Source organism: Chania multitudinisentens RB-25 (assembly GCF_000520015.2).
Classification (GTDB): domain Bacteria; phylum Pseudomonadota; class Gammaproteobacteria; order Enterobacterales; family Enterobacteriaceae; genus Chania; species Chania multitudinisentens.
In genome coordinates this window covers 950336-976133 of sequence record NZ_CP007044.2, presented here as the reverse complement: position 1 = coordinate 976133, position 25798 = coordinate 950336, and the positions used below count along the sequence as shown (strand labels likewise).

The following is a 25798-nucleotide window of genomic DNA, read 5'->3' as shown; positions in this document are numbered from 1 at the left end:
ACTTGGTAGCAACGTGAAAAGTAAAGGGTATGGCTTACTTGGTCACCAGCTTCAAATCAACCGGAATAGTGGCGGGCACTTGTTCGCCTTTCAACACTTTATCGGCGGTTTCTACGCCAATCACGCCAATTTGCTCCGGGCGTTGCGCCACCGTTGCGGCCAGTTTGCCACCTTCAACCGCTTTCACGCCATCATCGGTGCCATCGAAACCCACCACCACCACACCGGTTTTACCGGCAGTTTGTAACGCACGCAATGCACCCAACGCCATTTCATCGTTCTGGGCAAATACGGCTTGCACATCTGGATGCGCAGTCAGCAGGTTTTGCATAACGTTCAGCCCTTTGGTGCGATCAAAATCCGCAGGCTGGCTGGCCAATAATGTGAATTTATTCTGTTCCAGAGACTGTTTGAAACCTTCACCACGTTCACGTGCCGCAGAAGTCCCGGCGATACCTTCTAATTGGATCACTTTAGCGTCTGCTCCGGCTTGTTTGGCAATAAAATCACCGGCCATTTTACCGCCAGCGCGGTTGTCGGAAGCAATGTGGCTAACCACTTCGCCTTTAGCGGCTGCGCGATCTAACGTGATTACCGGGATCTTGGCCTGATTGGCCATTTTGATGGCGTTACCGACCGCATCAGAATCCGTTGGGTTGATCAGCAGCAGCTTCGGGTTCTGCACCATCAGATCCTGCACGTTGGCCAGTTCTTTTGCCGGGTTGTTCTGGGAATCCAGCACCACCAGATTGTAACCCAGTTTGTTGGCTTCCTGCTGAGCACCGTCTTTCATTGACACAAAGAACGGGTTGTTCAGCGTTGAAACCACTAGCGCGATGGTGTCTTTAGCCAACGCATTCGCACTCAAAGTGGCAGACAGAGCAATAGCAGAAGCGAATACGGCCAGTTTTTTCATTTTCATGTGCGTGATTCCTGTAGGGAAATAAGTGTTCGTGAATACTACGGGCTGGTAAGCCCGCCTTTGAAAATACTTACTGCTTTTTGTTATCTACCAGAACCGCCAGCAAAATAACGGCTGCTTTCACGATCATTTGGTAGTAAGAAGAAACGCCCAACAAATTCAAACCGTTATTCAGGAAACCCAGGATCAGTGCCCCGATCAAGGTGCCAACGATGCGCCCTTTACCCCCAGCCAGACTGGTTCCGCCCAGCACCACCGCAGCGATAGCATCCAGTTCATAACCCGTACCGGCGGTTGGCTGTGCCGATGACAGGCGCGCAACTTCAATCACTCCAGCCAGAGCAGCCAACAGACCGCACAGCGAGTAAACGATGATTTTCACTTTATCGACGCTGATACCGGACAAACGAGTTGCGGCCTCGTTCCCCCCCAGCGCATAGATATAGCGGCCCAAGCGAGTGTGATGCAGCATGTACCAGGCAGCGATAAACACGATCGCCATAATCCAGATTGGTGTTGGTATACCCAGTGGGCGGCCAATACCGAACCAACCGAAAACGTCTGCTACATCGGTAAAACCGGTATTAATCGGGCTGCCGCTGGTATACACCATGGTAACGCCGCGCAACAACAGCATCATCACCAGCGTGGCGATAAACGCCTGAACTTTACCTTTCGCCACAATAATCCCGGTACAGGCACCCACGGCAGCCCCCAGCGCCAAGGCGGCGGCGACCGCTACCACCGCATTAATTTCAAAACCAACGATCGACGCCGCTACCGCACCGGTTAACGCCAGCAATGAACCTACCGACAAATCGATACCGGAAGTAAGGATCACCAATGTCATCCCCACCGCCATAATGGCGTTCACCGACGTTTGCTGTAAAATATTGAACAGATTGTTGACGGTGAAAAAATTCGGGCTCATCGAAGACACCACGGCAATCAGCACCAGCAGCGCAATCAGCGATTTCTGCTCTAACAGCCACTCTTTACTGAACCAGCGCTTTGCGACACTCTGGGAATTCATATCTGATTACTCCTGCTTTACGCCGTATTGCTTGCCGACGGCCGCTGCCATCAGCACTTCCTGTGTGGCCTGTTCAATCGGGAATTCACCGCTGAGATGGCCTTCGTGCATCACCAAAATGCGGTCACTCATGCCCAGCACCTCCGGCATTTCCGAAGACACCAGAATGATGCTCAGCCCTTCCTGCTTGAACTGGTTGATTAACTGGTAAATCTCTTTTTTGGCACTAACGTCAACACCACGTGTCGGCTCATCAAGGATCAATACTTTAGGGCGGGTCATTAACCCACGAGCAATCGCCACTTTCTGTTGGTTACCGCCAGAAAGCAGGCCTATTGGCTGTTCCATTGACGGCGTTTTAATATTGAATAAACGAATAAAATCACTTACCGCCTGCTGTTCATCGGTATGTTTCAAGCCACCACCGCTTCGGCTGAAATAGCGCAGGGCGGTCAGCGACATGTTTTCCTTCACCGACATCCCCAACACCAAACCATCGCGTTTACGATCTTCGGAAATATAAACGATGCCGTTTGCCAATCCGTCCTGCGGTGAATGAGTAACGACTTCATGACCATCAAGATTCACGATGCCGCTCTTACGCGGTGCTGCACCGTATAAAATTTTCATCAATTCAGTGCGCCCGGCGCCCATCAAACCAGCTACCCCTAAAATTTCACCACGGTACAGGGTAAAACTGACATCGTGGACACCAGGGCCCGATATATGGCTGACTTCCAGGCGCTTTTCACCGCGCGGTAGATTCAGGCGCGGATATTGTTCTTCCAGCTTGCGACCCACCATCATTTCGATCAGCGAATCTTCTTGCAGCTCAGCGACCGGGCATTCAGCAATAAACTGGCCGTCACGGAACACGGTGACATCGTCGCAGATTTCAAAGATCTCTTTCAGGCGATGGGAAATATAGACAATGCCGCGACCTTCAGCTTTCAGCTCATTGATCACATTAAACAAAGAAGCGGTTTCAGTATCGGTCAATGCGTCGGTCGGCTCATCCATAATGATGACTTTCGATTCGAAGCTCAGCACCTTGGCAATTTCAACCATCTGCTGATCGCCTATCGACAACTCCCCCACCAGCCGGTGGCTGCTGTAACGCAGATTCAGGCGTGCCAGCAGTTTGTCTGCTTCGGCATACATGCGTTTCCAGTCAATACGGCCAAAACGGTTAACAAACTCACGGCCAAGAAAAATGTTTTCGGCAATCGTCAACTGTGGGATCAGATTTAATTCCTGATGAATAATGCCGATACCTGCTTCCTGTGAATCCTTTGGCCCGTTGAACACCACCTCTTTACCCAGAAAATGCTGGCTGCCCGCATCTTTGCTATAGATACCGGTCAGCACCTTCATCATGGTGGATTTCCCCGCACCATTTTCCCCCACCAGCGCCATCACCCTGCCGGGATAAACGCTAAGGGCAGCACCAGAAAGCGCCTTCACGCCGGGAAAAGCTTTATCAATCCCTTGCAGTTGCAGTAACGGTTGCATAATTGCCTCAGAAAGTGACGCCGGAGCAAAGAATGACGTTGGCATATGGCGAAAATTCACCACTGCGGATCACTGCTCGGCTGTGCTCGGTCTGTGCTTTAAACTCAGTATGGCTGATATAGCACACGCTGATGGTGTTTCCCTGGTGTTGGCCAAGTTGCTGCAATTGAGCCAGTAACGCGGCATGGAGCAGAGGATTTTGTTTAACGATCTCCTCCGCCAGAATGGCATTTTCTACCTGCATTTCCTGCGTAACTACCTCAACCACCTGTAAAAACGTAGGTATTCCTTGCGCCAACGCCAGATCAATACGCTGTACTCCTGCCGGGATCGGCAACCCTGCATCGCAAATCGTCAGTTGATCGGTATGACCGAGACGGGAAACAACCGCAGACACTTCAGAATTTAGTAGCACGCCTTTTTTCATGATCTCACTCCACTAGCGAAACGTTTCGCTACTAAATGAGTTTAAAAAAACAACAGAAGAAAACAATAGGGAAGTTGCAAAAACGTGAGCGCTATCGAAACGTTTCGCTCGTTTTGGTAAAAAGGTAAAGAAAAGGGCTCAGCTAATAAACGGAGCCCTTGGGGTTTATATTTCGACCTGGGTTCCCAGTTCGATAACGCGGTTTGGCGGGATCTCAAACTGATCGGGAGCACGTAGCGCATTCCGGCTCAGTGCGACAAACAATTTACCACGCAGATACAGATACCATGGCCGTTTGGTGAGGATCAGCGATTCATGCGACATAAAGAACGAAGTTTCCATCATGCGGCACGGTAACCCTTCCAAACCGCAGCGGTGGAATATCTCTTCCACATTGGGCGTTTCACGCCAGCCATAGCTGGCCACCACGCGCCAGAACGTCGGTGATAGCTGTTCAATGGTCACCCGGCGCAGGTTATGCACATAGGGCGCATCCTCAGTGCGCAGCGTCAACAGAACGACGCGCTCATGCAACACTTTGTTGTGTTTGAGGTTATGCAGCAACGCAAACGGAATCACATTGGTGGCGCGGGACATAAACACCGCGGTACCAGGCACGCGAACCGGCGGGGATTTTTCCAGTGAGGCAATCATTGCTTCAAGGGAATTACCGTGCTCATGAATGCGTCGCAGCAGGCTGAAACGTTCACTTTTCCAGGTGGTCATGATAATAAACATCACCAGTGCCAACGTCAGCGGCAGCCAGCCACCTGAGAACAGTTTCAGCGCATTGGCAGAGAACATAGGGACATCAATAATCAGCATGATTAGCAAAATACCCACCACCAGGAAGCGATTCCAATGCCAGTTTTTGATGGCTACTGACGTCACCAGAATACTGGTCAAAACCATGGTACCGGTCACTGCAATACCATACGCCGCGGCCAGATTACTGGAATGTTCAAACCCCAAGATCACCAGCACCACCGAGATATACAACGTCCAGTTGATCACCGGGATATAGATCTGACCAGACTCCATTTCTGACGTATGGATAATGCGCATCGGTGACAGATAACCCAGCCGTACCGCCTGGCGAGTTAAGGAAAATACACCAGAAATCACCGCCTGCGAGGCAATCACCGTAGCCAAGGTAGCCAGAATCAGCAACGGAATCAGCGCCCAATCGGGCGCCAGCAGGAAGAAGGGATTTTTGATTGCTTCAGGGTTTTTCAGCAGCAATGCCCCCTGACCAAAGTAATTGAGCACCAGAGAAGGCAGTACCACGGTAAACCAAGCCAGGCGGATCGGGAATTTACCGAAGTGCCCCATATCAGCATACAACGCCTCCACACCGGTAATTGCCAGCACCACGGCACCGAGCGCCAAGAACGAAATTTTCTTATATTCAACAAAGAAGTTCAGTGCCCAATGCGGATTCAACGCCTGCAATACTTCTGGATTAGCAATGATACTGCGGGCACCAAGCGCTGCCAGCACAATGAACCACAGCAGCATGACCGGCGCAAACAGTTTGCCCACGCTACCGGTGCCACGCTTTTGAATCACAAACAATAAAGTCAGCACGAGAATAGAGAGCGGCACAATATAGGCATCAAGCGACGGTGCCGCAATTTCCAGCCCCTCAATCGCCGACATCACCGATATTGCCGGGGTGATCACCACCTCGCCATAAAAGAAACTGCCGCCAATCAGGCCAAGTATTACCAGCCGTGCCGTCGTGCGTGGCGAAGTGTTACGCCCGGCCAGCGACATTAATGTCAGGATGCCGCCTTCACCGGCATTATCTGCACGCATCACATAAGTGAGGTATTTCAAAGAAACGACGATCACCAGCATCCAGAAAATCAGGGAAAGAAAACCAAAAACCACGTCAGGACGGACATCAAAACCATAATTGCCGGAGAAACACTCTCTCAGAGTATACAGAGGGCTGGTGCCTATGTCGCCGTAAACCACCCCAATTGCTGCCAGTGTTACCGCCGATAAAGACTGTTTACGTTCTGTGTTCATTATTTGCTTCTTTTACTGGAACATCCATTAGCGATGCCATCCGCATTAAGCTAGAAATATGGGCTCTAAAATCTATAGCACTCACGAGCCCCAACATGCGCAGCGAAAGGAATAGGTGTCATTTATAATGCTTACGGGCTCTTATTCTCCACCCTGAAAAATAAACCAAACATGAACCGGTAATTCTTTTAATAAAACTGAGAGCCTTATTGTTGCAAGCTGACGGGTTCTAACACATCAGCCATCTTTCAGCATAACGAGTATATACCATTAAAAATAAGGGTGGCTTATCATCGAATTCTTCATCAAGATTGTTTCTCAGCCAATTAAACCGATCTGACCCCGGATAACCTGAACGATTATGGCATCATCACTTCTGGCAGAACGAATTTCCCGCCTCAGCAATGCGCTGGAGAGCGGCCTTTATGAACGGCAAGAAGCTATCCGATTATGTTTGCTGGCGGCGTTATGCGGCGAAAGCGTATTCCTGCTTGGCCCACCGGGTATTGCCAAAAGCTTGATTGCCCGCCGGTTGAAGTTTGCTTTTCGCAGCGCCCGTTCATTCGAATACCTGATGACGCGTTTTTCCACACCGGAAGAAGTGTTTGGCCCGCTATCTATTCAGGCCTTGAAAGATGAAGGGCGCTACCAACGCCTGACCGCCGGTTATTTACCCGAAGCTGAAATTGTGTTCCTTGATGAAATCTGGAAGGCTGGCCCGGCCATCCTGAATACGTTGCTGACAGCCATCAATGAACGCCGTTTCCGCAATGGCAATAATGAAGAAACCATACCATTGCGCCTGCTGATTACTGCCTCCAACGAACTGCCGGAAGCAGACAACAGCCTGGAAGCCTTATATGACCGAATGCTGATCCGTCTGTGGCTTGATAAGGTGCAGGATAAACAGAACTTCCGTTCTTTGTTAGTCAATCGCCAGAGTGAAAGTGATAACCCGGTGCCTGAAGCGCTGAGCATCAGTGATGAAGAATTCCACCAGTGGCAGCCGCAGATTGATAAAATCACATTGCCAGAAAACTGCTTTGAGTTGATCTTCCTGCTGCGCCAGCGTTTGAATGCGTTGGAGCAGGCTCCTTATGTTTCCGATCGTCGTTGGAAAAAATCTCTGCGTTTGCTGCAAGCCAGTGCGTTCTTTAGCGGGCGCGATGCCATTGTTCCGTTAGATTTAATGCTGTTAAAAGACTGCCTGTGGCACGATCTCACTTCCCTGAAACTGTTACAGCAACAAATCGATCAACTGCTGGCTGAACAAGCCTACCAACAGCAAACATTGCTAATCCAACTGCAACAGATTCATACCCGTTGGATGCAGCACCAACAGCAGCAAAGCGATCGGCAAGCTATCAGCCTGATAAAAAAAGGCGGCATGTTCAGCCGCAAACCACAATATGTGCTGGAAACGCCGCTCAGCGGCAGCACATTAACCCTGCTGCTGCAAAAACCACTGCAATTGCACGATATACAGGTAAACCATCTCAATATCGAAAGCAGTGCGTTAGAAAACTGGCTGCAAAAGGGTGGTGATGTGCGTGCCAAATTGAACGGCATCGGTTTTGCCCAGCAGATCGAACTGGAAGTGAACGAACAATTACATCTGACGGTGCTGGACGTCAGCCGGCAACCTGCGTTGCTTGCTGTACCGGGCAAAACTACTGGCAGCACGCCACCAGCATTGCTGGATGAAATGGAAGCATTAACCCAACGCTTAACGGAACAACGCCGATTATTCAGCCTGCATCAGCCGTGCTTATTCATCTCTGCCGCTGGCGTAGCGAAGATCGAAGCCAGCCTGTTACAGGTTGCTGAACAAACGAAACAACAATATCAGCAGATGCGTGGCCAATAATTATGCTCAGCCTTGAAACGCTTGATCTGCTGCTGGCGATCACCGAAGGAGAACTGATCGAAGAAATGCTCGTCGGCATGCTGGCAGCCCCGCAATTCAAGGTGTTTTTTAGCAAGTTCCCGGCAATTCGCCGGGCATTGAACCGCGATCTGCCACGCTGGAGATTACAACTGAAAGAGCGCCTTCATCAGGCGCTGGTTCCCCCCGCGCTGGCGCAAGAGTTTTACCGTTACCAACAGTGCCAGTTGGAAAACAATACTCAATTTTTTCATCATCTCAACGAGACGCTCGAACTGTTACACCAGTTGGTTTCGCCGTTTTACGAACAGGCGCAAAAGCTGGTAGATGCTGCCGATCTGTCTAATCACCCTGACAGTTTCCAAACCCTGTTTTTACAACGCTGGCGTATCAGCCTGACACTGCAAGCCACCATGCTGCATCATCAGTTGCTTGAGCAGGAACGGGAGCAACTGATAGCCGAACTGCAAGAGCGGTTAGCATTGAGCGGGGCTCTGGAACCGGTGCTGGCAGAGAACGATACCGCTGCCGGGCGATTGTGGGACATGAGCAAAGGGCATTTACAACGCGGTGACTATCAGCGGCTGGTGGAATATGGCGATTTTCTCCAGCAACAACCGGAATTACAAAAACTGGCACAACAGCTGGGGCGCAGCTATGAAGCTAAAGCTGTGCCACAGCAGGATGCACAACTGGAACCTTTAAGGATGATGGTACAGGTTCCTGCCATTCAGCCAGAAGAAGTCAGCGGCATTCATCAGAGCGACGATATTTTGCGTTTGCTGCCCCCCGAGCTGGCAATGTTGGGCATTGAGGAGCTGGAGTTTGAGTTTTACCGGCGCTTGCTGGAAAAGCGCTTGCTGAGTTACCGCCTGCAAGGCGATGCCTGGCAGGAGCAGATCATGATGCGCCAGGTCACTCACCAACAGCAGGATCAGCAACCACGCGGGCCTTTTATCGTCTGCGTTGATACATCAGGCTCAATGGGCGGTTTTAATGAGCAGTGTGCCAAAGCATTTTGTCTGGCGTTATTACGCATCGCGCTGGCCGACAATCGCCGCTGTTACATCATGCTGTTTGCCAACCAGATCGTGCATTACGAACTGACCGCTGCCAGCGGCATTGAGCAAGCGATACGTTTTCTTGGCCAGCATTTCCGTGGTGGTACCGACTTGGCCGCCTGCCTGAGCGCAACGGTCAGCAAAATGGCAGAAAGCGGCTGGTTTGATGCCGATGCGGTGGTTATTTCTGACTTTATTGCCCAGCGATTGCCAGACGATGTGATAAAAAAGGTGAAATTACAGCAGCAAAGCCACCAGCAACGTTTTCATGCGGTGGCAATGTCTAATTACGGTAAACCCGGTATCATGCGCATTTTCGATCATATTTGGCGCTTTGATACCGGGTTGAAAAGCCGTTTAATGCGCCGCTGGCGGCGCTGAAACAGCCTTATAGCAGCCCTTCAATCGCTTCGCGCACTTCGGGTGCCCACACGCCGCACTGTACCTGACCAATGTGCGACAGTTGCAACAACAGCATCACTAAGCGCGATTGGCCGATACCGCCACCGATGGTCTGCGGCATCTCACCACGCAATAATGACTGGTGCCATTCCAGTTTCAAACGTTCCTGGTCGTCGGTCAGCGCCAACTGGTGCTTAAGTGCTGCCGCATCCACGCGGATCCCCATAGAAGACAGCTCAAACGCATCCTGTAATACCGAGTTCCACACCACGATATCGCCGTTCAAACCCGCCAACCCATCGGCAGCCGATGTCGTCCAGTCATCATAATCCGGCGCACGCACGTCGTGCGATTTGCCATGCGACAGCTTACCGCCGATACCAATCAGGAATACTGCCCCCAGCTCTTTGGCAATAGCGCGTTCACGGCCTTTGGCATCCAGCTCCGGGTAGCGCTGCAAGAGGGTTTCACTGTGAACAAAATGGATCTGTTCTGGCAGGAAGGGAACTAGACCATATTCACGGCTCACCGCTGCTTCCGTTTCTTTAATAGAAGCATAGATACGTGTAACGGTATCTTGCAGGTAAGCCAGGTTACGCTCGCTATCCCCCATCACACGTTCCCAATCCCACTGATCGACATACACCGAGTGGATCGGCGTCAAGCGATCTTCATCCGGGCGCAGGGCTTTCATATGGGTATACAAACCTTCGCCTGCGCTGAAATCATAGCTGCCAAGGGTTTTACGCTTCCATTTCGCCAGCGAGTGCACCACTTCAAACGTGGCATCTGGCAACGATTTCACTTTAACCTGAACCGCTTTTTCACTGCCGGAAAGGTTGTCTTGCGTACCATCACCCAGGCGGCTGAGGATCGGAGCCTGTACTTCAAGCAAACCCAACTGTTGTTCCAATTGGCGTGAGAAGAAGGATTTCACGAAGCTGATTTGTTGTTGTTTTTGGATAAACTGCTTTTTCATTACCGTATCTCTTAAATAACCTGTCTAGTTGCCAGCGATTAAGCAACAGAATGGCACTACAATTCAATATCCATCAATTAATATTGCCTTTTCATTTTTAATCGTTCATTTTTAAGCGATGATAATTCAATAATCATCAGTTAAAGGGGGATTTAATGGCAGAAATTTATCAGATCGATAATCTCGATCGCGGCATTCTTAACGCGTTAATGACCAATGCCCGCACTGCCTACGCCGAACTGGCGAAGACTTTCGCCGTCAGCCCCGGCACCATTCACGTGCGGGTAGAGAAAATGAAACAGGCTGGCATCATTACCGGTGCCCGGGTGGATGTGAACCCAAAACAGCTGGGTTATGACGTCTGCTGCTTTATTGGCATTATATTAAAGAGCGCTAAAGACTATCCTTCCGCATTGAAAAAGCTCGAAAGCCTGGAAGAAGTGGTAGAGGCTTATTACACCACCGGGCATTACAGCGTCTTTATCAAGGTGATGTGCCGTTCAATAGATGCCTTGCAGCAGGTACTTATCAACAAGATCCAGACTATCGATGAGATCCAGTCAACTGAAACCCTGATCTCGCTACAAAACCCCATTATGCGTACCATTACGCCTTAATAGATCACTATCTATACCCTCATTATCCACAGGTAGATCCCAACCCATTCACAGCGTACAATGCTGCTTCTTCGGAAAAGTTGGGATCATCATGGCAGACATTACTCTGATCAGTGGCAGTACGCTCGGCAGTGCTGAATACGTTGCTGAACATTTGGCTGAAAAGCTCGAAGCGGCAGGTTTTTCTACGGAAATGCTGCATGGCCCTGAATTAGATGAACTGGAGCTGGATGGGCTGTGGCTAGTGGTTTCCTCTACCCACGGAGCCGGGGATTTACCGGATAATCTGCAACCTTTATTAGAACAGATCGCAGAACAGCAGCCTGATTTATCCTCAGTAACATTTGGAGCCGTTGGTTTAGGCAGTTCCGAATACGACACCTTCTGCGGTGCGATCAAACAGATCGACGATCTTTTAGTGGCTTGTGGAGCAAAAAGGATCGGCGATCGACTGGAGATCGATGTGACTCAACACGAAATACCTGAAGATCCTGCTGAGGAATGGGTCAATAATTGGATTAATTTACTCTGATTTGCTTAAAGATCGCGCAAACGAATGTGGATAACTTAGCTTAAAAGCAGGGTAAAACCCGTAGTTATCCCAATAACAACCGCAGTATGCTTTTCAGCCTGTGCATAACATGCCATTTAGATCCCAGCTTATCAGCGCCAGGATCACCGATCATCCACAGTTAACGATCCTGATTAATTAGCTGATATCCATCACAAATAATCACTTATCCACAGAGGATCGCGATCCTAATAAGAGATCTAATAAAGAGATCTTTAAATAAAAAAGATCTTCTTTTAATTAACGCTCGATCCTGAGTACTTGGTCGATCGTCTAAACTTGAGTAGAATCCTCCTCCCAGGACAGATAACGATCGTTCGCCAGTATTTCGAGGTGCAGTACCATGTTTTATCCAGAGCAATTTGACGTCATCATCATCGGTGGTGGCCATGCCGGTACCGAAGCCGCCATGGCTGCGGCACGCATGGGTCGTCAAACGTTATTACTGACTCACAATATCGACACGCTGGGACAAATGTCCTGTAACCCAGCGATCGGCGGTATTGGGAAAGGGCATCTGGTTAAAGAAATTGATGCACTCGGCGGCTTGATGGCCACAGCGATCGATCATGCAGGTATCCAGTTTAGGATACTAAACGCCAGCAAAGGCCCCGCTGTCAGGGCAACCCGTGCTCAGGCAGACCGCGTGCTGTACCGCCTGGCGATCCGTACTGCGTTAGAAAATCAGCCAAACCTGACGCTATTCCAGCAGCCGGTTGAAGATCTGATGGTGGAAAACGATCGCGTTGTGGGTGCTGTTACCCAGATGGGGCTAAAATTCCGCGCCAAAGCGGTAGTACTGACCGTGGGAACCTTTCTGGATGGCAAGATCCACATTGGCTTGGAAAACTACAGCGGCGGCCGCGCTGGCGATCCTCCATCGATCTCATTGTCTCAGCGCCTGCGTGAATTACCGTTGCGGGTTAACCGCTTGAAAACCGGTACTCCGCCACGCATTGATGCACGAACTATCGATTTCAGCCTGTTGGCAGAGCAGCATGGTGATACGCCAAGCCCGGTGTTTTCATTTCTGGGTAATGCAGGCCAGCACCCGCAGCAAATGCCGTGCTATATCACGCATACCAATGAAAAAACCCATGACGTGATCCGTAATAATCTCGATCGTAGCCCGATGTATGCCGGGATCATCGAAGGGATCGGCCCACGTTATTGCCCGTCGATCGAAGACAAAGTGATGCGTTTTGCCGATCGTAGTGCGCATCAAATCTTCCTTGAGCCAGAAGGGCTGACCAGCAACGAGATCTACCCTAACGGGATTTCCACCAGCTTACCGTTTGACGTACAGATGCAGATCGTTCGTTCAATGGAAGGGATGCAGAATGCCCGCATCGTCCGTCCTGGTTACGCCATTGAGTATGATTTCTTCGATCCACGCGATTTGAAGCCCACGCTGGAAAGTAAGTTTATTCAGGGGTTGTTCTTTGCTGGCCAAATCAATGGCACCACGGGTTACGAAGAAGCGGCAGCGCAAGGCTTGCTGGCTGGTTTGAATGCCGGGCGTTATGCCACAGACGATGAGGGTTGGTCACCGCGCCGCGATCAGGCATATCTGGGTGTGCTGGTGGACGATCTCAGTACCTTGGGTACCAAAGAACCTTATCGCATGTTTACCTCACGTGCTGAATACCGCTTGATGCTACGGGAAGACAACGCCGATCTGCGTTTGACGGAAAAAGGCCGTGAATTGGGCTTGGTAGACGATATTCGCTGGGCTCGTTATAACGAAAAATTGGAACATATCGAACAAGAGCGTCAGCGTTTGCGCGATATTTGGGTACATCCACATTCGGAAAACGTGGAACAGGTCAATGTGTTGCTGAAGGCTCCGCTGTCACGCGAAGCCAACGGCGAAGAACTGCTGCGTCGCCCGGAAATGGATTATGCCCAATTAACGGGTGTTGCCATTTTTGCACCTGCTCTGGCCGATCGCCAAGCCGCTGAGCAGGTGGAAATTCAAGTGAAATATGAAGGCTACATCGCACGCCAGCAGGAAGAAATTGAGAAACAGCAACGGAATGAAAACACCTTGTTACCGGCGGATCTCGATTATCGCCAGGTTTCTGGTTTGTCGAACGAAGTGATCGCCAAGCTTAACGATCACAAACCGAATTCAATTGGCCAGGCTTCACGTATTTCAGGGATCACTCCAGCAGCTATTTCCATTCTGTTGATCTGGCTAAAAAAGCAAGGTTTGCTACGCCGTAGCGCGTAAATCCTATTTTTGTGACCGTTTGCTTACCCGTTGAGCAGGCGGTCGCTGACATCATCTTGTGCCTGAATTATCATAAGTGTTTTATTATTCCACGCCTGCCAGAAGGATTCGTTGTGCAAAAAAAATTAGATGCTTTGCTATCAGCGGCAGGGATCACGCTTCCCGAGCAACAGAAACAGCAATTGCTGGGTTACGTCGGCATGCTTGATAAGTGGAACAAGGCCTACAATCTCACTTCTGTGCGTGATCCGCAGCAAATGTTGGTACGCCATATTCTCGACAGCATCGTGGTTAACCCCTATCTGCAAGGTTCACGCTTTATCGATGTGGGGACTGGCCCTGGGTTGCCGGGAATACCGTTGGCGATTGTCCGCCCTGATGCACATTTCACGTTGTTGGACAGCTTAGGTAAACGTGTACGCTTCCTGCGCCAAGTGCAGCATGAGCTGGGGCTGAAAAATATCGAACCCGTACAGAGCCGGGTGGAAGCATTTATGCCAGAACCGCCGTTTGATGGTGTGATCAGCCGTGCTTTTGCTTCATTGCAAGACATGTTGTCTTGGTGCCATCATTTACCTGTGAAGGGGCAAGGGTATTTTTATGCGCTGAAAGGCGTTCGCCCCGAAGACGAACTGGCGCAGTTACCTGAAGGGGTGGTTCTGGAAGCCGTGATTCGTTTACATGTTCCTGAATTGGAAGGTGAGCGGCACTTGGTGGTATTGAAGGCGACGGAATTTAATTAGCCTCTATTCGATGGTTGAACAGTATATAAATGAAGCAGGCTAATTAAATAATATTACTTTTATTTAACATAAGCAGATATTGAATTGCCGATAATGGCCTAATTACAGTACGCCATAAATTACATGAGTATCGATATGAAAGATTCCATCTTGCTCTCAATGTAAATTTATTGTTGCAGTATTTTTTCTAAAAAAGTCAATAAACCGTTTTTATTGAGTAAACGAATTGTTTTTGAATGGTTAATTCATAATATTTTGATTTATAATATTTTTTATCGCTTAATTAGTTAAAGACTCAGGTCGCTTAGATGAAGTATGAATCAAAGATGATCATTATTGTGATCGGCTGCACGTTTCTTTGCGTGAGACTGGAATAATCAGACAAATAAATGGACAAGATTATTCCTATCATTTTCTTGTAAAAATAGCCAGAAAAGGAGAAATTTAAATAATTGTTCACCTTTTCGCTACTTATCGATTGAATTCGTTTGAGTGGGCCGTATAATTTGCACGTTTTTTGCTGTTTGACTCAAGGCGGCAAAGGTAGTTTTATACACCACTCAGCATCCCCTTTGGGGGTATGGAGAGAACAAACGTCATGTCTGTGTCCCTTTACAGCGGAAAAGTTGCATGCAAGCTGCTGTTCCTACAGTTAATGACTTTTGTTCTGATCAGCGTTGTGTTCAGTCTGAAAAGCCTGGAATGGGGTAGTTCGGCGTTGGCAGGTGGGATAGCTGCCTGGCTGCCGAATGCCATATTTATGCTATTTGCCTTGCGCCATCAGACGCAAACGCCGGCTCCTGGGCGAGTTGCTTGGTCGTTTGCTGTTGGCGAGGGATTGAAGGTCGTGATCACCATTATTTTGTTGATCGTGGCGCTTGGGGTGTTCAAAGCGGCTTTTGTACCGCTTAGCCTAGCCTATTTAGCGGTGTTATTGGTGCAGATAGTGGCACCGGCCGTGATTAACCGTTACCGAAATTAACTCAATAAAGGGTAAGAGGCATCATGTCTGCAGGAGCAATCAACACTCCACAGGAGTATATCGGTCACCATCTGACGCATCTTCAGATTGGGACGGGTTTCTGGTCGATCAACATCGACTCAATATTTTTCTCCGTTGTCCTCGGGATTGTCTTCCTGACGATTTTCCGCAAGGTTGCCAAGAATGCTACCAGCGGCGTTCCTGGGAAACTGCAAACCGCCGTTGAACTGCTCGTTGGGTTTGTTGACAACAGCGTTAAAGATATGTACCACGGCAAAAGTAAGGTTATTGCTCCGTTGGCGCTGACGGTGTTTGTCTGGGTATTCCTGATGAACCTGATGGATCTGATCCCGGTCGATTTCCTGCCGCATCTCGGTACGCTAGCGGGGCTTCCTGCATTGCGCGTGGTGCCTACTGCTGACGTTAATATCACTCTTTCGATGGCTCTTGCCGTATTTGTCCTGATTCTGTTCTATAGCGTCAAAATGAAAGGCATTGGCGGGTTCGCTAAAGAATTAACCATGCAGCCGTTCAACCATCCGTTGTTTATTCCAATCAACCTGATCCTTGAAGGTGTCAGCCTGCTGTCCAAACCGGTATCTCTGGGTTTGCGACTGTTCGGCAACATGTATGCGGGTGAGTTGATCTTCATCCTGATTGCTGGCCTGTTGCCGTGGTGGTCACAGTGGGTGTTGAGCTTGCCTTGGGCAATCTTCCACATCCTGATCATTACGCTTCAAGCCTTTATTTTCATGGTTCTGACGATTGTCTATCTGTCGATGGCATCTGAAGAGCACTGATTTTCTTAAAACACTTGCACTTTTAAACTGAAACAAACTGGAGACTGTCATGGAAAACCTGAGTATGGATCTGCTGTACATGGCTGCCGCTGTGATGATGGGTTTAGCGGCAATCGGTGCTGCGATCGGTATCGGCATCTTGGGTGGTAAATTCTTGGAAGGCGCTGCACGTCAGCCTGACCTGATCCCTCTGCTGCGTACACAGTTCTTTATCGTTATGGGTCTGGTTGACGCCATCCCGATGATCGCTGTTGGTCTGGGTCTATACGTGATGTTTGCTGTCGCGTAAGTAGAGAATGTTCTCTACTTGGAAACCACATTAATTAACTTTTAAAAGAGGCATTGTGCTGTGAATCTTAACGCAACAATCCTCGGCCAGGCCATCTCGTTCATCCTGTTTGTCTGGTTCTGTATGAAGTATGTATGGCCGCCGATTATGGCTGCCATTGAGAAACGTCAGAAAGAAATTGCTGATGGTCTCGCTTCCGCAGAACGTGGCAAAAAAGATTTGGACTTAGCGCAAGCCTATGCGACCGACCAACTGAAAACTGCTAAAGCAGAAGCTCAGGTGATCATCGAGCAAGCCAACAAACGCAAAGCTCAGATCATGGATGAAGCGAAAGCAGAAGCCGAGCAGGAACGTAACAAAATCGTGGCGCAGGCTCAGGTTGAAATCGAAGCTGAACGTAAGCGCGCTCGTGAAGAGTTGCGTAAGCAAGTCGCGATGCTGGCTATTGCTGGTGCCGAGAAGATTATCGAACGTTCCGTGGATGAAGCTGCTAACAGCGACATCGTTGATAAACTGGTCGCTGAACTGTAAGGAGGGAGGGGCTGATGTCTGAATTTGTTACTGTAGCTCGCCCCTACGCCAAAGCAGCTTTTGACTTTGCCGTTGAGAACCAAAGCGTAGAGCGCTGGCAGCAGATGTTGGCGTTTACGGCCGAAGTCACCTGCAATGAACAAATGGCTGAGTTGCTTTCCGGTGCGGTTGCACCAGAAACACTGTCCAAAACGTTCATTGCGATATGTGGTGATGAGCTCAACGAACATGGCCAGAACTTTATCCGTGTAATGGCCGAAAATGGGCGTTTATTGGTTCTTCCTGCGGTGCTGCAACAGTTCATTGAACTGCGCGCTGCGTTGGAATCCACTATCGAAGTCGACGTGCTCTCTTCAAGCGTATTGAGCGACGAACAGCAGGCCAAAATTGCCGCTGCGATGGAAAAACGCCTGTCACGCAAAGTTAAGCTGAATTGCAAAATTGACAAGTCTGTACTTGCCGGCGTAGTTATCCGCGCTGGTGATATGGTGATCGATGGCAGCGTACGCGGCCGTCTTGAACGCCTGGCAGACGTCTTGCAGTCTTAAGGGGACTGGAGCATGCAACTGAATTCCACCGAAATCAGCGAACTGATCAAGCAGCGCATTGCTCAGTTCAATGTAGTGAGCGAAGCTCACAATGAAGGTACTATCGTTTCCGTCAGTGACGGGATCATTCGTGTACACGGTCTGGCCGACGTTATGCAGGGCGAAATGATCGCGCTGCCAGGCAACCGTTATGCAATCGCATTGAACCTGGAGCGTGACTCCGTAGGTGCCGTAGTGATGGGTCCGTACGCGGATCTGGCCGAAGGCATGAAGGTAAAATGTACGGGTCGTATTCTGGAAGTTCCCGTTGGCCGTGGCTTGTTGGGCCGCGTGGTCAACACGCTGGGCGCACCTATCGACGGTAAAGGCCCGGTTGAGCACGACGGTTTCTCTCCGGTTGAAACCATCGCCCCCGGTGTTATCGAGCGCCAATCGGTTGATCAGCCAGTACAGACCGGCTACAAGTCTGTCGATGCGATGATCCCGATCGGCCGTGGCCAGCGTGAACTGGTGATCGGTGACCGTCAGACCGGGAAAACCGCTTTGGCGATCGATGCGATCATCAACCAGCGTGATTCTGGTATCAAATGTGTTTACGTGGCTATCGGCCAGAAAGCGTCCACCATCTCTAACGTGGTGCGCAAACTGGAAGAACACGGCGCGTTGGCTAACACCATCGTGGTGGTGGCTACTGCGTCAGAGTCTGCGGCACTGCAATATTTGGCACCTTATGCTGGTTGCGCGATGGGTGAATATTTCCGTGACCGTGGTGAAGATGCTCTGATTGTTTACGATGATCTGTCTAAACAGGCCGTTGCTTATCGTCAGATTTCCCTGCTGCTTCGTCGTCCACCAGGTCGTGAAGCTTATCCTGGCGACGTATTTTATCTGCACTCCCGTTTGCTGGAGCGTGCTGCGCGTGTTAACGCTGAATACGTTGAAGCCTTCACCAAGGGTGAAGTTAAAGGGAAAACCGGTTCACTGACCGCTCTGCCGATCATTGAAACTCAGGCAGGTGACGTTTCTGCGTTCGTTCCGACCAACGTAATCTCGATTACCGATGGTCAGATCTTCCTGGAATCCAACCTGTTTAACTCCGGTATTCGTCCGGCGGTTAACCCAGGCATCTCCGTATCCCGTGTAGGTGGTGCAGCCCAGACCAAGATCATGAAAAAACTGTCCGGTGGTATCCGTACCGCGCTGGCACAGTATCGTGAACTGGCGGCGTTTTCTCAGTTTGCTTCCGATTTGGACGATGCAACTCGTAAACAGCTGAACCATGGTCAGAAAGTGACCGAGTTGCTGAAACAGAAACAGTATGCGCCGATGTCTGTCGCGCAGCAGTCTCTGGTGCTGTTTGCTGCTGAACGTGGTTACCTGAACGATGTAGAAGTCGCGAAAGTGGTGAGCTTCGAAGCTGCTCTGGTTGCTTATGCGGATCGCGAACATGCCGAACTGCTGAACCACATCAACCAAACTGGTGCTTATAACGATGAGATCGAAGGCAAGCTGAAAGGCATCCTCGATAGCTTCAAGGCAACCCAGTCCTGGTAACGCACAGTGGCCTGCTGTTGAAAGACAGTAGGCCATTGGCAATGAGGAGAAGCAGAGATGGCCGGCGCAAAAGAGATACGTAGTAAGATCGCAAGCGTGCAAAACACGCAGAAGATCACTAAAGCGATGGAGATGGTCGCCGCCTCCAAAATGCGTAAATCGCAGGAACGCATGGCGGCCAGCCGTCCTTATGCAGAAACCATGCGCAATGTGATAGGTCACCTTGCGTTAGGGAATCTGGAATATAAACACCCATACCTTGATGAGCGTGATGTAAAACGCGTTGGGTATCTGGTGGTGTCTACTGACCGTGGTCTCTGTGGTGGTTTGAACACTAACCTGTTCAAGAAGCTGCTGATGGAGATGAAAGGCTGGTCCGAAAAAGGCGTTGAGTCAGATTTGGCGCTGGTGGGGTCGAAAGCAACTTCTTTCTTTGGTTCCGTGGGCGGCAATGTGGTAGCCCAGGTAACCGGCATGGGGGATAACCCTTCTCTGTCGGATTTGATCGGGCCGGTGAAAGTGATGCTGCAAGCCTACGACGAAGGTCGTTTGGATAAGCTGTACATTGTCAGCAATAAATTTGTTAATACGATGTCTCAGGAACCACAGATACTTCAACTGTTACCGTTACCGCCAGCCGATGACGAAGAGTTGAAACTGAAGAAAAAATCCTGGGACTACCTGTATGAACCCGATCCAAAAGTGCTGCTTGATACTTTGCTGCGCCGCTATGTGGAATCGCAGGTTTATCAGGGCGTCGTGGAAAACCTGGCCAGTGAGCAGGCCGCACGAATGGTCGCGATGAAAGCCGCAACCGATAACGGCGGTAGCCTGATCAAAGAGTTGCAGTTGGTATACAACAAGGCTCGTCAGGCCAGCATCACTCAGGAACTCACCGAGATCGTTTCGGGAGCCTCCGCGGTTTAACCAGGTTATTACCCTGAATAGTTCAGATTGCGGGAAGGCAGTTAACGCGCCAGCGGTGTGAAATATAACGGGTAAACGAATTACGTAGAGGATTCAAGATGGCTACTGGAAAGATTATCCAGGTAATCGGCGCCGTAGTGGACGTCGAGTTCCCTCAGGATACCGTACCAAAAGTGTACGATGCTCTTGAGGTTGAAAACGGCACCGAAAAACTGGTGCTGGAAGTGCAGCAACAGCTGGGTGGTGGCGTGGTTCGTTGTATCGCAATGGGGACCTCAGATGGTCTGCGTCGCGGTTTGAAAGTGATCAACCTGCAACACCCGATTGAAGTCCCGGTAGGTAAAGCAACTCTGGGCCGTATCATGAACGTATTGGGTCAGCCAATCGACATGAAAGGTGACATTGGTGAAGAAGAGCGTTGGGCTATTCACCGTGAAGCACCAAGCTATGAAGAGTTGTCGAACTCCCAGGAACTGCTGGAAACCGGTATCAAGGTTATGGATCTGATTTGCCCGTTCGCCAAGGGCGGTAAAGTAGGTCTGTTTGGTGGTGCGGGCGTAGGCAAAACCGTAAACATGATGGAGCTGATCCGTAATATTGCGATCGAGCACTCCGGTTATTCGGTGTTTGCGGGCGTGGGTGAACGTACCCGTGAGGGTAACGACTTCTACCACGAAATGAACGATTCCAACGTACTGGACAAAGTTTCCCTGGTTTATGGCCAGATGAACGAGCCACCAGGTAACCGTCTGCGCGTTGCGTTGACTGGCCTGACCATGGCTGAGAAGTTCCGTGACGAAGGCCGTGACGTTCTGCTGTTTGTGGATAATATTTACCGTTATACCCTGGCGGGTACAGAAGTGTCTGCACTTCTGGGCCGTATGCCATCGGCGGTAGGTTATCAGCCAACGCTGGCAGAAGAGATGGGGGTTCTGCAAGAACGTATTACCTCCACCAAGACCGGTTCTATCACTTCTGTACAGGCCGTTTATGTGCCTGCGGATGACCTGACTGACCCGTCACCAGCCACCACCTTTGCTCACTTGGACGCAACCGTGGTACTGAGCCGTAACATCGCTTCTTTGGGTATCTACCCGGCCGTTGATCCGCTGGATTCTACCAGCCGTCAGCTGGATCCGTTGGTGGTTGGCCAAGAGCATTACGATGTGGCGCGTGGTGTGCAGTCTATTCTGCAACGCTATCAGGAACTGAAAGATATTATCGCGATTCTGGGTATGGATGAGCTGTCTGAAGAAGACAAGCTGGTCGTATCCCGTGCACGTAAAATCCAACGTTTCCTGTCTCAGCCGTTCTTCGTGGCAGAAGTCTTCACCGGTTCTCCGGGCAAGTTCGTTTCGCTGAAAGATACCATCCGTGGTTTCAAAGGCATTATGGAAGGCGACTACGATCACCTGCCGGAGCAGGCGTTCTACATGGTTGGCACCATTGAAGAAGCAGTGGAAAAAGCCAAGAAACTGTAATGCCTTGAGAGGAGGGTGATATGGCTATGACTTACCATCTGGACGTTGTCAGTGCGGAAAAAAAGATGTTTTCCGGCCTGGTACAGAAGATCCAGGTGACAGGCAGTGAAGGTGAATTGGGGATTTATCCTGGTCACGCGCCGCTGCTGACTGCCATCAAGCCTGGCATGGTGCGTATTGTTAAACAACATGGTGAAGAAGAGTTCATCTACCTGTCCGGCGGTGTCCTTGAGGTACAGCCGAGCGTGGTCACTGTGTTGGCGGACACTGCCATCCGTGGAACGGATCTTGACGAAGCAAGAGCGCTGGAAGCGAAGCGTAAAGCTGAAGAACATATCCGTAGCTCTCATGGCGATGTTGACTATGCTCAGGCATCTGCTGAACTGGCGAAAGCGATCGCGAAACTGCGCGTTATCGAACTCACCAAAAAAGCGATGTAAAATCCAGGGGTTGCATGCAGCATCCAGGAATAGAAAGCGGCCCATGTGGTCGCTTTTTTTTTGCTTTAAAATAAGCATTTCAACCAAGCTATCATTGTGATGTTATTAACTCTGACAGTGGTATGAAACGTCTCCGATCGCCGACAGTTTTTTTCTGACTGAATGATATTGATCCAGTTAATGGCACGCCTAGAGCCATGCGGCCTGTGCCGAATTTCGTGCAGAGAAATATGTAGTATTTTTATCACCAAACGGTTTTACTTTCGTCTATCAAAATGGAGTTATCAGGTTGCTTATGTCGAACAGCGCAATGAGCGTGGTTATCCTCGCCGCGGGTAAGGGAACACGTATGTATTCCGATCTTCCCAAAGTGTTACACCCATTGGCGGGTAAGCCGATGGTGCAGCACGTCATTGATGCCGCTATGAAGTTGCAGGCACAAAATATCCATCTGGTTTATGGCCATGGTGGAGAGTTGCTAAAAAGCACGTTAAAGAATGCGGCGCTGAACTGGGTATTGCAGGCAGAACAGCTGGGAACGGGTCATGCGATGCAGCAGGCGGCTCCGTACTTTGCCGATGATGAAGATGTTCTGATGCTGTATGGCGATGTTCCTTTGATTGCGGTTGATACGCTAATGCGCCTGTTGGCAGCAAAACCGCAGGGTGGCATCGGGTTGCTGACGGTAAAGCTGGATGATCCTAGCGGCTACGGCCGTATCGTGCGTAAAAACGGTGAGGTTGTCGGCATTGTTGAGCATAAGGATGCTAGTGAGGAGCAACGCCAGATTAATGAGATCAACACCGGCATTCTGGTGGCCAACGGGCGAGATCTGAAGCGTTGGTTGGGTATGCTGAATAACAACAATGCGCAGGGTGAGTTTTATATCACCGATATTATCGCTTTGGCTTATGCCGACGGTAAAAAGATTGAAGCGGTACACCCTTCGCGCCTGAGTGAAGTTGAAGGTGTGAATAACCGCCTACAACTTTCAGCGTTAGAGCGCGTATACCAGGCTGAACAGGCGGAAAAACTGTTGCTGGCTGGCGTAATGCTGCTGGATCCGGCGCGTTTTGACCTGCGTGGTGAATTAGTACATGGTCGTGATATCTCTATTGATACTAATGTCATTATTGAAGGCAAGGTTAAGCTGGGTCATCGCGTGAAGATCGGCGCTGGCTGTGTGCTGAAAAATTGTGTGATTGGTGATGATTGTGAAATCAGCCCTTACAGCGTGCTGGAAGATGCATTACTGGAAGCAGCCTGTACCGTTGGCCCATTTGCTCGCCTGCGTCCGGGTGCGGAGCTAGCAGAAGGCGCGCACGTCGGTAATTTCGTGGAAATGAAAAAAGCGCGGTTGGGTAAAGGTTCCAAAGCGGGCCATCTCAGTTACCTGGGGGACGCTGAGATTGGTGCGGATGTGAATATTGGTGCAGGGACTATCACTTGCAACTATGACGGCGTGAACAAGCACAAGACCATCATTGGTGACAATGTGTTTGTTGGTTCAGATACCCAACTGATAGCACCGGTGTCGGTGGGTAAAGGTTCCACTATCGCTGCCGGTACTACGGTCACCCAGAATATTGGGGAAGATGAGTTGGTACTGAGCCGGGTTAAGCAGGTGCATGTTCAAGGCTGGCAGCGGCCGGTGAAGAAAAAATAATTTACCCTTCATCTTTCGAGCCACAGCGTTGTTGACTTCATGCCTGAATTCCAGTCACTTACCTTGTAAGCTCCTGGAGATTCAGGCCCTTGCCGCCTAGCTACAACTTGAAATCTATTGGGTAAATTAGTACAGGTGAAATAGTGTGTTTTGTGTTGGGTTTCGTTAAGGAATTCAATACAAAACATAATAACCCCACCGTCTACAGGCTCGGGGATGCACGGTAAAACCGGCAAAATCAGGTCGAGGCATCGCAAGTGCCCTGAAAGGCACTAATTAGGAATACAACTAATGTGTGGAATTGTAGGCGCAGTAGCGCAACGTGATATTGCAGAAATCCTGTTAGAAGGTTTACGTCGTCTGGAATATCGTGGTTATGACTCTGCGGGATTAGCGGTAGTCGATACTGAAGGTAACGTCAGCCGCTTACGCCGGGTAGGTAAGGTGCAAAAACTGGTCGAAGCCGCAGATCAACATACTCTGCATGGGGGAACCGGTATTGCTCACACCCGTTGGGCAACACATGGTGAACCTACTGAAGCGAATGCGCATCCCCATGTTTCTGATTACATTACCGTGGTGCATAACGGCATCATTGAAAATCATGAACCGTTGCGTGAGCTACTGATTGAACGCGGTTACCATTTCAACTCTGAAACTGATACCGAAGTGATTGCTCACTTGGTGCATTGGGAGCAGAAACAAGGCGGTACGTTGTTGGACGTGGTTCAGCGTGTGATCCCACAGTTGCGCGGTGCTTATGGCACTGTGGTCATGGATAACCGAGATCCTAGCCTGCTGGTTGCTGCGCGTTCAGGTAGCCCGCTGGTGATTGGCCGTGGTGTGGGTGAAAACTTTATTGCTTCCGACCAATTGGCTCTGTTGCCGGTAACCCGTCGTTTTATCTTTCTGGAAGAAGGCGATGTGGTGGAAGTGACCCGTCGCACGGTCAGTATTTTTGACAAACAAGGTAATGCGGCTGAGCGCCCAGAGATTGAATCACAGGTGCAATATGATGCTGGTGATAAAGGCGTATACCGGCATTACATGCAGAAAGAAATTTTTGAGCAACCGGTGGCGTTGAAAAATACCCTTGAGGGGCGTTTCAGCCATGGCCAGATCAACCTGAGCGAGCTGGGCCCACGCGCTGATGAGCTGCTGGCAAAAGTACAGCACGTGCAGATTATTGCCTGCGGAACGTCTTATCATTCCGGTATGGTCGCGCGTTACTGGTTTGAAGCGTTGGCGGGTGTACCCTGCGATGTAGAAATCGCTTCTGAGTTCCGTTACCGCAAATCCGCAGTGCGCCCAGGCAGCCTGATCGTGACTTTGTCCCAATCTGGTGAAACGGCTGACACGCTGGCCGCGTTGCGTCTATCCAAAGAGTTGGGTTATCTAGGTTCACTGGCGGTGTGCAACGTTGCTGGTTCTTCATTGGTACGTGAATCCGATCTGGCCTTGATGACCAAGGCGGGTACTGAAATCGGTGTGGCCTCAACCAAAGCCTTTACTACGCAGCTTGCGGTGTTGTTGATGCTGGTGGCACGTATTGGTCGCTTGCAGGGGATGGCTGAAAGCGTAGAACATGAAATTGTTCACGGTTTGCAGGCGCTGCCAGCACGTATTGAACAGATGCTGTCATTGGATAAGAACATTGAAGCACTGGCGGAAGGTTTTTCCGACAAGCATCACGCATTGTTCCTTGGCCGTGGCGATCAGTACCCGATCGCTATGGAAGGAGCGCTGAAGCTGAAAGAAATTTCCTATATCCATGCGGAAGCTTATGCCGCAGGTGAGCTGAAACATGGCCCGTTAGCACTGATTGATGCGGATATGCCGGTGATTGTCGTAGCGCCAAACAATGAGCTGCTGGAAAAACTCAAATCCAACATCGAAGAAGTGCGTGCGCGCGGTGGCCAACTGTACGTATTTGCCGATCAGGATGCCGGTTTTGTCAGCAGTGAAGGCATGACCATTATCCCATTGCCGCACGTTGAAGAAATTGTGGCACCGATTTTCTATACCGTACCATTGCAGCTGCTGTCTTATTATGTGGCGTTAATCAAAGGTACTGATGTCGATCAGCCGCGTAACTTGGCGAAGTCCGTCACTGTTGAATGATGGGAAGTATCAATAACGCTAAAAACCGGCCTGTGTGCCG

At 50.1% G+C, this 25798-nt stretch carries 23 protein-coding genes; 17 read left to right on the top strand and 6 right to left on the bottom strand.

Going from position 1 to position 25798, the window contains the following annotated elements:
• Positions 1 to 34: 34 nt before the first annotated feature.
• The 5 genes from rbsB to kup all read right to left on the bottom strand — a co-directional run bounded on the left by rbsB (position 35) and on the right by kup (position 5928).
• Positions 35 to 922 (bottom strand): ribose ABC transporter substrate-binding protein RbsB, encoded by an 888-nt coding sequence (gene rbsB / locus Z042_RS04220; RefSeq protein WP_024912951.1) that lies wholly within the window; start codon positions 920 to 922, stop codon positions 35 to 37.
• A 70-nt stretch (positions 923 to 992) separates the two neighbouring features.
• Positions 993 to 1955 (bottom strand): ribose ABC transporter permease, encoded by a 963-nt coding sequence (rbsC, locus tag Z042_RS04215; RefSeq protein ID WP_024912950.1) that lies wholly within the window; start codon positions 1953 to 1955, stop codon positions 993 to 995.
• A 6-nt stretch (positions 1956 to 1961) separates the two neighbouring features.
• Positions 1962 to 3467 carry a ribose ABC transporter ATP-binding protein RbsA gene (gene rbsA / locus Z042_RS04210; RefSeq protein WP_024912949.1) on the bottom strand — a complete coding sequence of 502 codons (1506 nt, stop codon included), beginning with the start codon at positions 3465 to 3467 and terminating at the stop codon, positions 1962 to 1964.
• Between the two features lie 7 nt (positions 3468 to 3474).
• Positions 3475 to 3894: a D-ribose pyranase gene (rbsD, locus tag Z042_RS04205; RefSeq protein WP_024912948.1), complete on the bottom strand. Its 420-nt coding sequence runs from the start codon at positions 3892 to 3894 to the stop codon at positions 3475 to 3477.
• A gap of 165 nt (positions 3895 to 4059) precedes the next feature.
• Complete coding sequence (gene kup, locus Z042_RS04200) at positions 4060 to 5928, bottom strand: low affinity potassium transporter Kup (protein WP_024912947.1); 1869 nt, start codon at positions 5926 to 5928, stop codon at positions 4060 to 4062.
• 358 nt (positions 5929 to 6286) lie between these two features.
• Here kup and ravA point away from each other — a divergent pair, with 358 nt between their 5' ends.
• Together ravA and viaA are read left to right on the top strand one after the other, a co-directional pair.
• Positions 6287 to 7795, top strand: coding sequence for an ATPase RavA (ravA, locus tag Z042_RS04195; RefSeq protein ID WP_024912946.1), 1509 nt, complete (start codon positions 6287 to 6289; stop codon positions 7793 to 7795).
• 2 nt (positions 7796 to 7797) lie between these two features.
• Complete coding sequence (viaA, locus tag Z042_RS04190) at positions 7798 to 9255, top strand: ATPase RavA stimulator ViaA (protein WP_024912945.1); 1458 nt, start codon at positions 7798 to 7800, stop codon at positions 9253 to 9255.
• Positions 9256 to 9262: 7 nt separating this feature from the next.
• On the opposite strand, the gene asnA is transcribed toward viaA, so the two are convergent.
• Positions 9263 to 10255, bottom strand: coding sequence for an aspartate--ammonia ligase (gene asnA / locus Z042_RS04185; RefSeq protein WP_024912944.1), 993 nt, complete (start codon positions 10253 to 10255; stop codon positions 9263 to 9265).
• A 155-nt stretch (positions 10256 to 10410) separates the two neighbouring features.
• On the opposite strand from asnA, the gene asnC reads away from it, so the two are divergent.
• From asnC to glmS, 15 genes are all read left to right on the top strand, one after another.
• Positions 10411 to 10872: a transcriptional regulator AsnC gene (gene asnC / locus Z042_RS04180; protein WP_024912943.1), complete on the top strand. Its 462-nt coding sequence runs from the start codon at positions 10411 to 10413 to the stop codon at positions 10870 to 10872.
• A 91-nt stretch (positions 10873 to 10963) separates the two neighbouring features.
• Positions 10964 to 11404, top strand: coding sequence for an FMN-binding protein MioC (mioC, locus tag Z042_RS04175; RefSeq protein WP_024912942.1), 441 nt, complete (start codon positions 10964 to 10966; stop codon positions 11402 to 11404).
• A 382-nt stretch (positions 11405 to 11786) separates the two neighbouring features.
• A complete protein-coding gene (gene mnmG / locus Z042_RS04170) occupies positions 11787 to 13676 on the top strand; it encodes a tRNA uridine-5-carboxymethylaminomethyl(34) synthesis enzyme MnmG (RefSeq protein ID WP_024912941.1) in 1890 nt (629 codons plus the stop codon).
• 113 nt (positions 13677 to 13789) lie between these two features.
• Positions 13790 to 14419 (top strand): 16S rRNA (guanine(527)-N(7))-methyltransferase RsmG, encoded by a 630-nt coding sequence (gene rsmG, locus Z042_RS04165; RefSeq protein WP_024912940.1) that lies wholly within the window; start codon positions 13790 to 13792, stop codon positions 14417 to 14419.
• Positions 14420 to 15017: 598 nt separating this feature from the next.
• Positions 15018 to 15401 carry a F0F1 ATP synthase subunit I gene (atpI, locus tag Z042_RS04160; RefSeq protein ID WP_024912939.1) on the top strand — a complete coding sequence of 128 codons (384 nt, stop codon included), beginning with the start codon at positions 15018 to 15020 and terminating at the stop codon, positions 15399 to 15401.
• A gap of 23 nt (positions 15402 to 15424) precedes the next feature.
• Complete coding sequence (gene atpB, locus Z042_RS04155) at positions 15425 to 16201, top strand: F0F1 ATP synthase subunit A (RefSeq protein ID WP_024912938.1); 777 nt, start codon at positions 15425 to 15427, stop codon at positions 16199 to 16201.
• A gap of 49 nt (positions 16202 to 16250) precedes the next feature.
• Positions 16251 to 16490 carry a F0F1 ATP synthase subunit C gene (atpE, locus tag Z042_RS04150; protein WP_004093904.1) on the top strand — a complete coding sequence of 80 codons (240 nt, stop codon included), beginning with the start codon at positions 16251 to 16253 and terminating at the stop codon, positions 16488 to 16490.
• 60 nt (positions 16491 to 16550) lie between these two features.
• On the top strand, positions 16551 to 17021 hold the full coding sequence (gene atpF, locus Z042_RS04145; RefSeq protein ID WP_024912937.1) for a F0F1 ATP synthase subunit B: 471 nt from the start codon (positions 16551 to 16553) through the stop codon (positions 17019 to 17021).
• A gap of 14 nt (positions 17022 to 17035) precedes the next feature.
• Positions 17036 to 17569, top strand: coding sequence for a F0F1 ATP synthase subunit delta (gene atpH, locus Z042_RS04140; RefSeq protein ID WP_024912936.1), 534 nt, complete (start codon positions 17036 to 17038; stop codon positions 17567 to 17569).
• 12 nt (positions 17570 to 17581) lie between these two features.
• A complete protein-coding gene (gene atpA, locus Z042_RS04135; protein ID WP_024912935.1) occupies positions 17582 to 19123 on the top strand; it encodes a F0F1 ATP synthase subunit alpha in 1542 nt (513 codons plus the stop codon).
• A gap of 57 nt (positions 19124 to 19180) precedes the next feature.
• The gene (gene atpG, locus Z042_RS04130) at positions 19181 to 20050 is read left to right on the top strand and encodes a F0F1 ATP synthase subunit gamma (RefSeq protein ID WP_024912934.1); all 870 of its coding nucleotides are present in this window, start codon (positions 19181 to 19183) and stop codon (positions 20048 to 20050) included.
• 98 nt (positions 20051 to 20148) lie between these two features.
• Entirely contained in the window at positions 20149 to 21531 is a 1383-nt protein-coding gene (atpD, locus tag Z042_RS04125) for a F0F1 ATP synthase subunit beta (RefSeq protein ID WP_024912933.1), read from the top strand.
• 20 nt (positions 21532 to 21551) lie between these two features.
• A complete protein-coding gene (locus Z042_RS04120) occupies positions 21552 to 21971 on the top strand; it encodes a F0F1 ATP synthase subunit epsilon (RefSeq protein WP_024912932.1) in 420 nt (139 codons plus the stop codon).
• A 295-nt stretch (positions 21972 to 22266) separates the two neighbouring features.
• Positions 22267 to 23637 (top strand): bifunctional UDP-N-acetylglucosamine diphosphorylase/glucosamine-1-phosphate N-acetyltransferase GlmU, encoded by a 1371-nt coding sequence (gene glmU / locus Z042_RS04115; protein WP_051506715.1) that lies wholly within the window; start codon positions 22267 to 22269, stop codon positions 23635 to 23637.
• 291 nt (positions 23638 to 23928) lie between these two features.
• Positions 23929 to 25758, top strand: a complete 1830-nt coding sequence (gene glmS, locus Z042_RS04110; protein ID WP_024912930.1) for a glutamine--fructose-6-phosphate transaminase (isomerizing) — start codon at positions 23929 to 23931, stop codon at positions 25756 to 25758.
• Positions 25759 to 25798 lie beyond the last annotated feature (40 nt).

Bases quoted from the DNA above. Each gene is read 5' to 3' on its own strand.
- glmS (WP_024912930.1), top strand. From the start codon at position 23,929: ATGTGTGGAATTGTAGGCGCAGTAGCGCAACGTGATATTGCAGAAATC.
- atpD (WP_024912933.1), top strand. From the start codon at position 20,149: ATGGCTACTGGAAAGATTATCCAGGTAATCGGCGCCGTAGTGGACGTC.
- kup (WP_024912947.1), bottom strand. From the start codon at position 5,928: ATGAACACAGAACGTAAACAGTCTTTATCGGCGGTAACACTGGCAGCA.
- rbsA (WP_024912949.1), bottom strand. From the start codon at position 3,467: ATGCAACCGTTACTGCAACTGCAAGGGATTGATAAAGCTTTTCCCGGC.
- rbsD (WP_024912948.1), bottom strand. From the start codon at position 3,894: ATGAAAAAAGGCGTGCTACTAAATTCTGAAGTGTCTGCGGTTGTTTCC.
- glmU (WP_051506715.1), top strand. From the start codon at position 22,267: ATGTCGAACAGCGCAATGAGCGTGGTTATCCTCGCCGCGGGTAAGGGA.
- atpI (WP_024912939.1), top strand. From the start codon at position 15,018: ATGTCTGTGTCCCTTTACAGCGGAAAAGTTGCATGCAAGCTGCTGTTC.
- Z042_RS04120 (WP_024912932.1), top strand. From the start codon at position 21,552: ATGGCTATGACTTACCATCTGGACGTTGTCAGTGCGGAAAAAAAGATG.
- asnA (WP_024912944.1), bottom strand. From the start codon at position 10,255: ATGAAAAAGCAGTTTATCCAAAAACAACAACAAATCAGCTTCGTGAAA.
- mnmG (WP_024912941.1), top strand. From the start codon at position 11,787: ATGTTTTATCCAGAGCAATTTGACGTCATCATCATCGGTGGTGGCCAT.
- rbsC (WP_024912950.1), bottom strand. From the start codon at position 1,955: ATGAATTCCCAGAGTGTCGCAAAGCGCTGGTTCAGTAAAGAGTGGCTG.
- viaA (WP_024912945.1), top strand. From the start codon at position 7,798: ATGCTCAGCCTTGAAACGCTTGATCTGCTGCTGGCGATCACCGAAGGA.
- atpE (WP_004093904.1), top strand. From the start codon at position 16,251: ATGGAAAACCTGAGTATGGATCTGCTGTACATGGCTGCCGCTGTGATG.
- mioC (WP_024912942.1), top strand. From the start codon at position 10,964: ATGGCAGACATTACTCTGATCAGTGGCAGTACGCTCGGCAGTGCTGAA.
- rbsB (WP_024912951.1), bottom strand. From the start codon at position 922: ATGAAAATGAAAAAACTGGCCGTATTCGCTTCTGCTATTGCTCTGTCT.
- atpA (WP_024912935.1), top strand. From the start codon at position 17,582: ATGCAACTGAATTCCACCGAAATCAGCGAACTGATCAAGCAGCGCATT.
- atpH (WP_024912936.1), top strand. From the start codon at position 17,036: ATGTCTGAATTTGTTACTGTAGCTCGCCCCTACGCCAAAGCAGCTTTT.
- atpB (WP_024912938.1), top strand. From the start codon at position 15,425: ATGTCTGCAGGAGCAATCAACACTCCACAGGAGTATATCGGTCACCAT.
- atpG (WP_024912934.1), top strand. From the start codon at position 19,181: ATGGCCGGCGCAAAAGAGATACGTAGTAAGATCGCAAGCGTGCAAAAC.
- asnC (WP_024912943.1), top strand. From the start codon at position 10,411: ATGGCAGAAATTTATCAGATCGATAATCTCGATCGCGGCATTCTTAAC.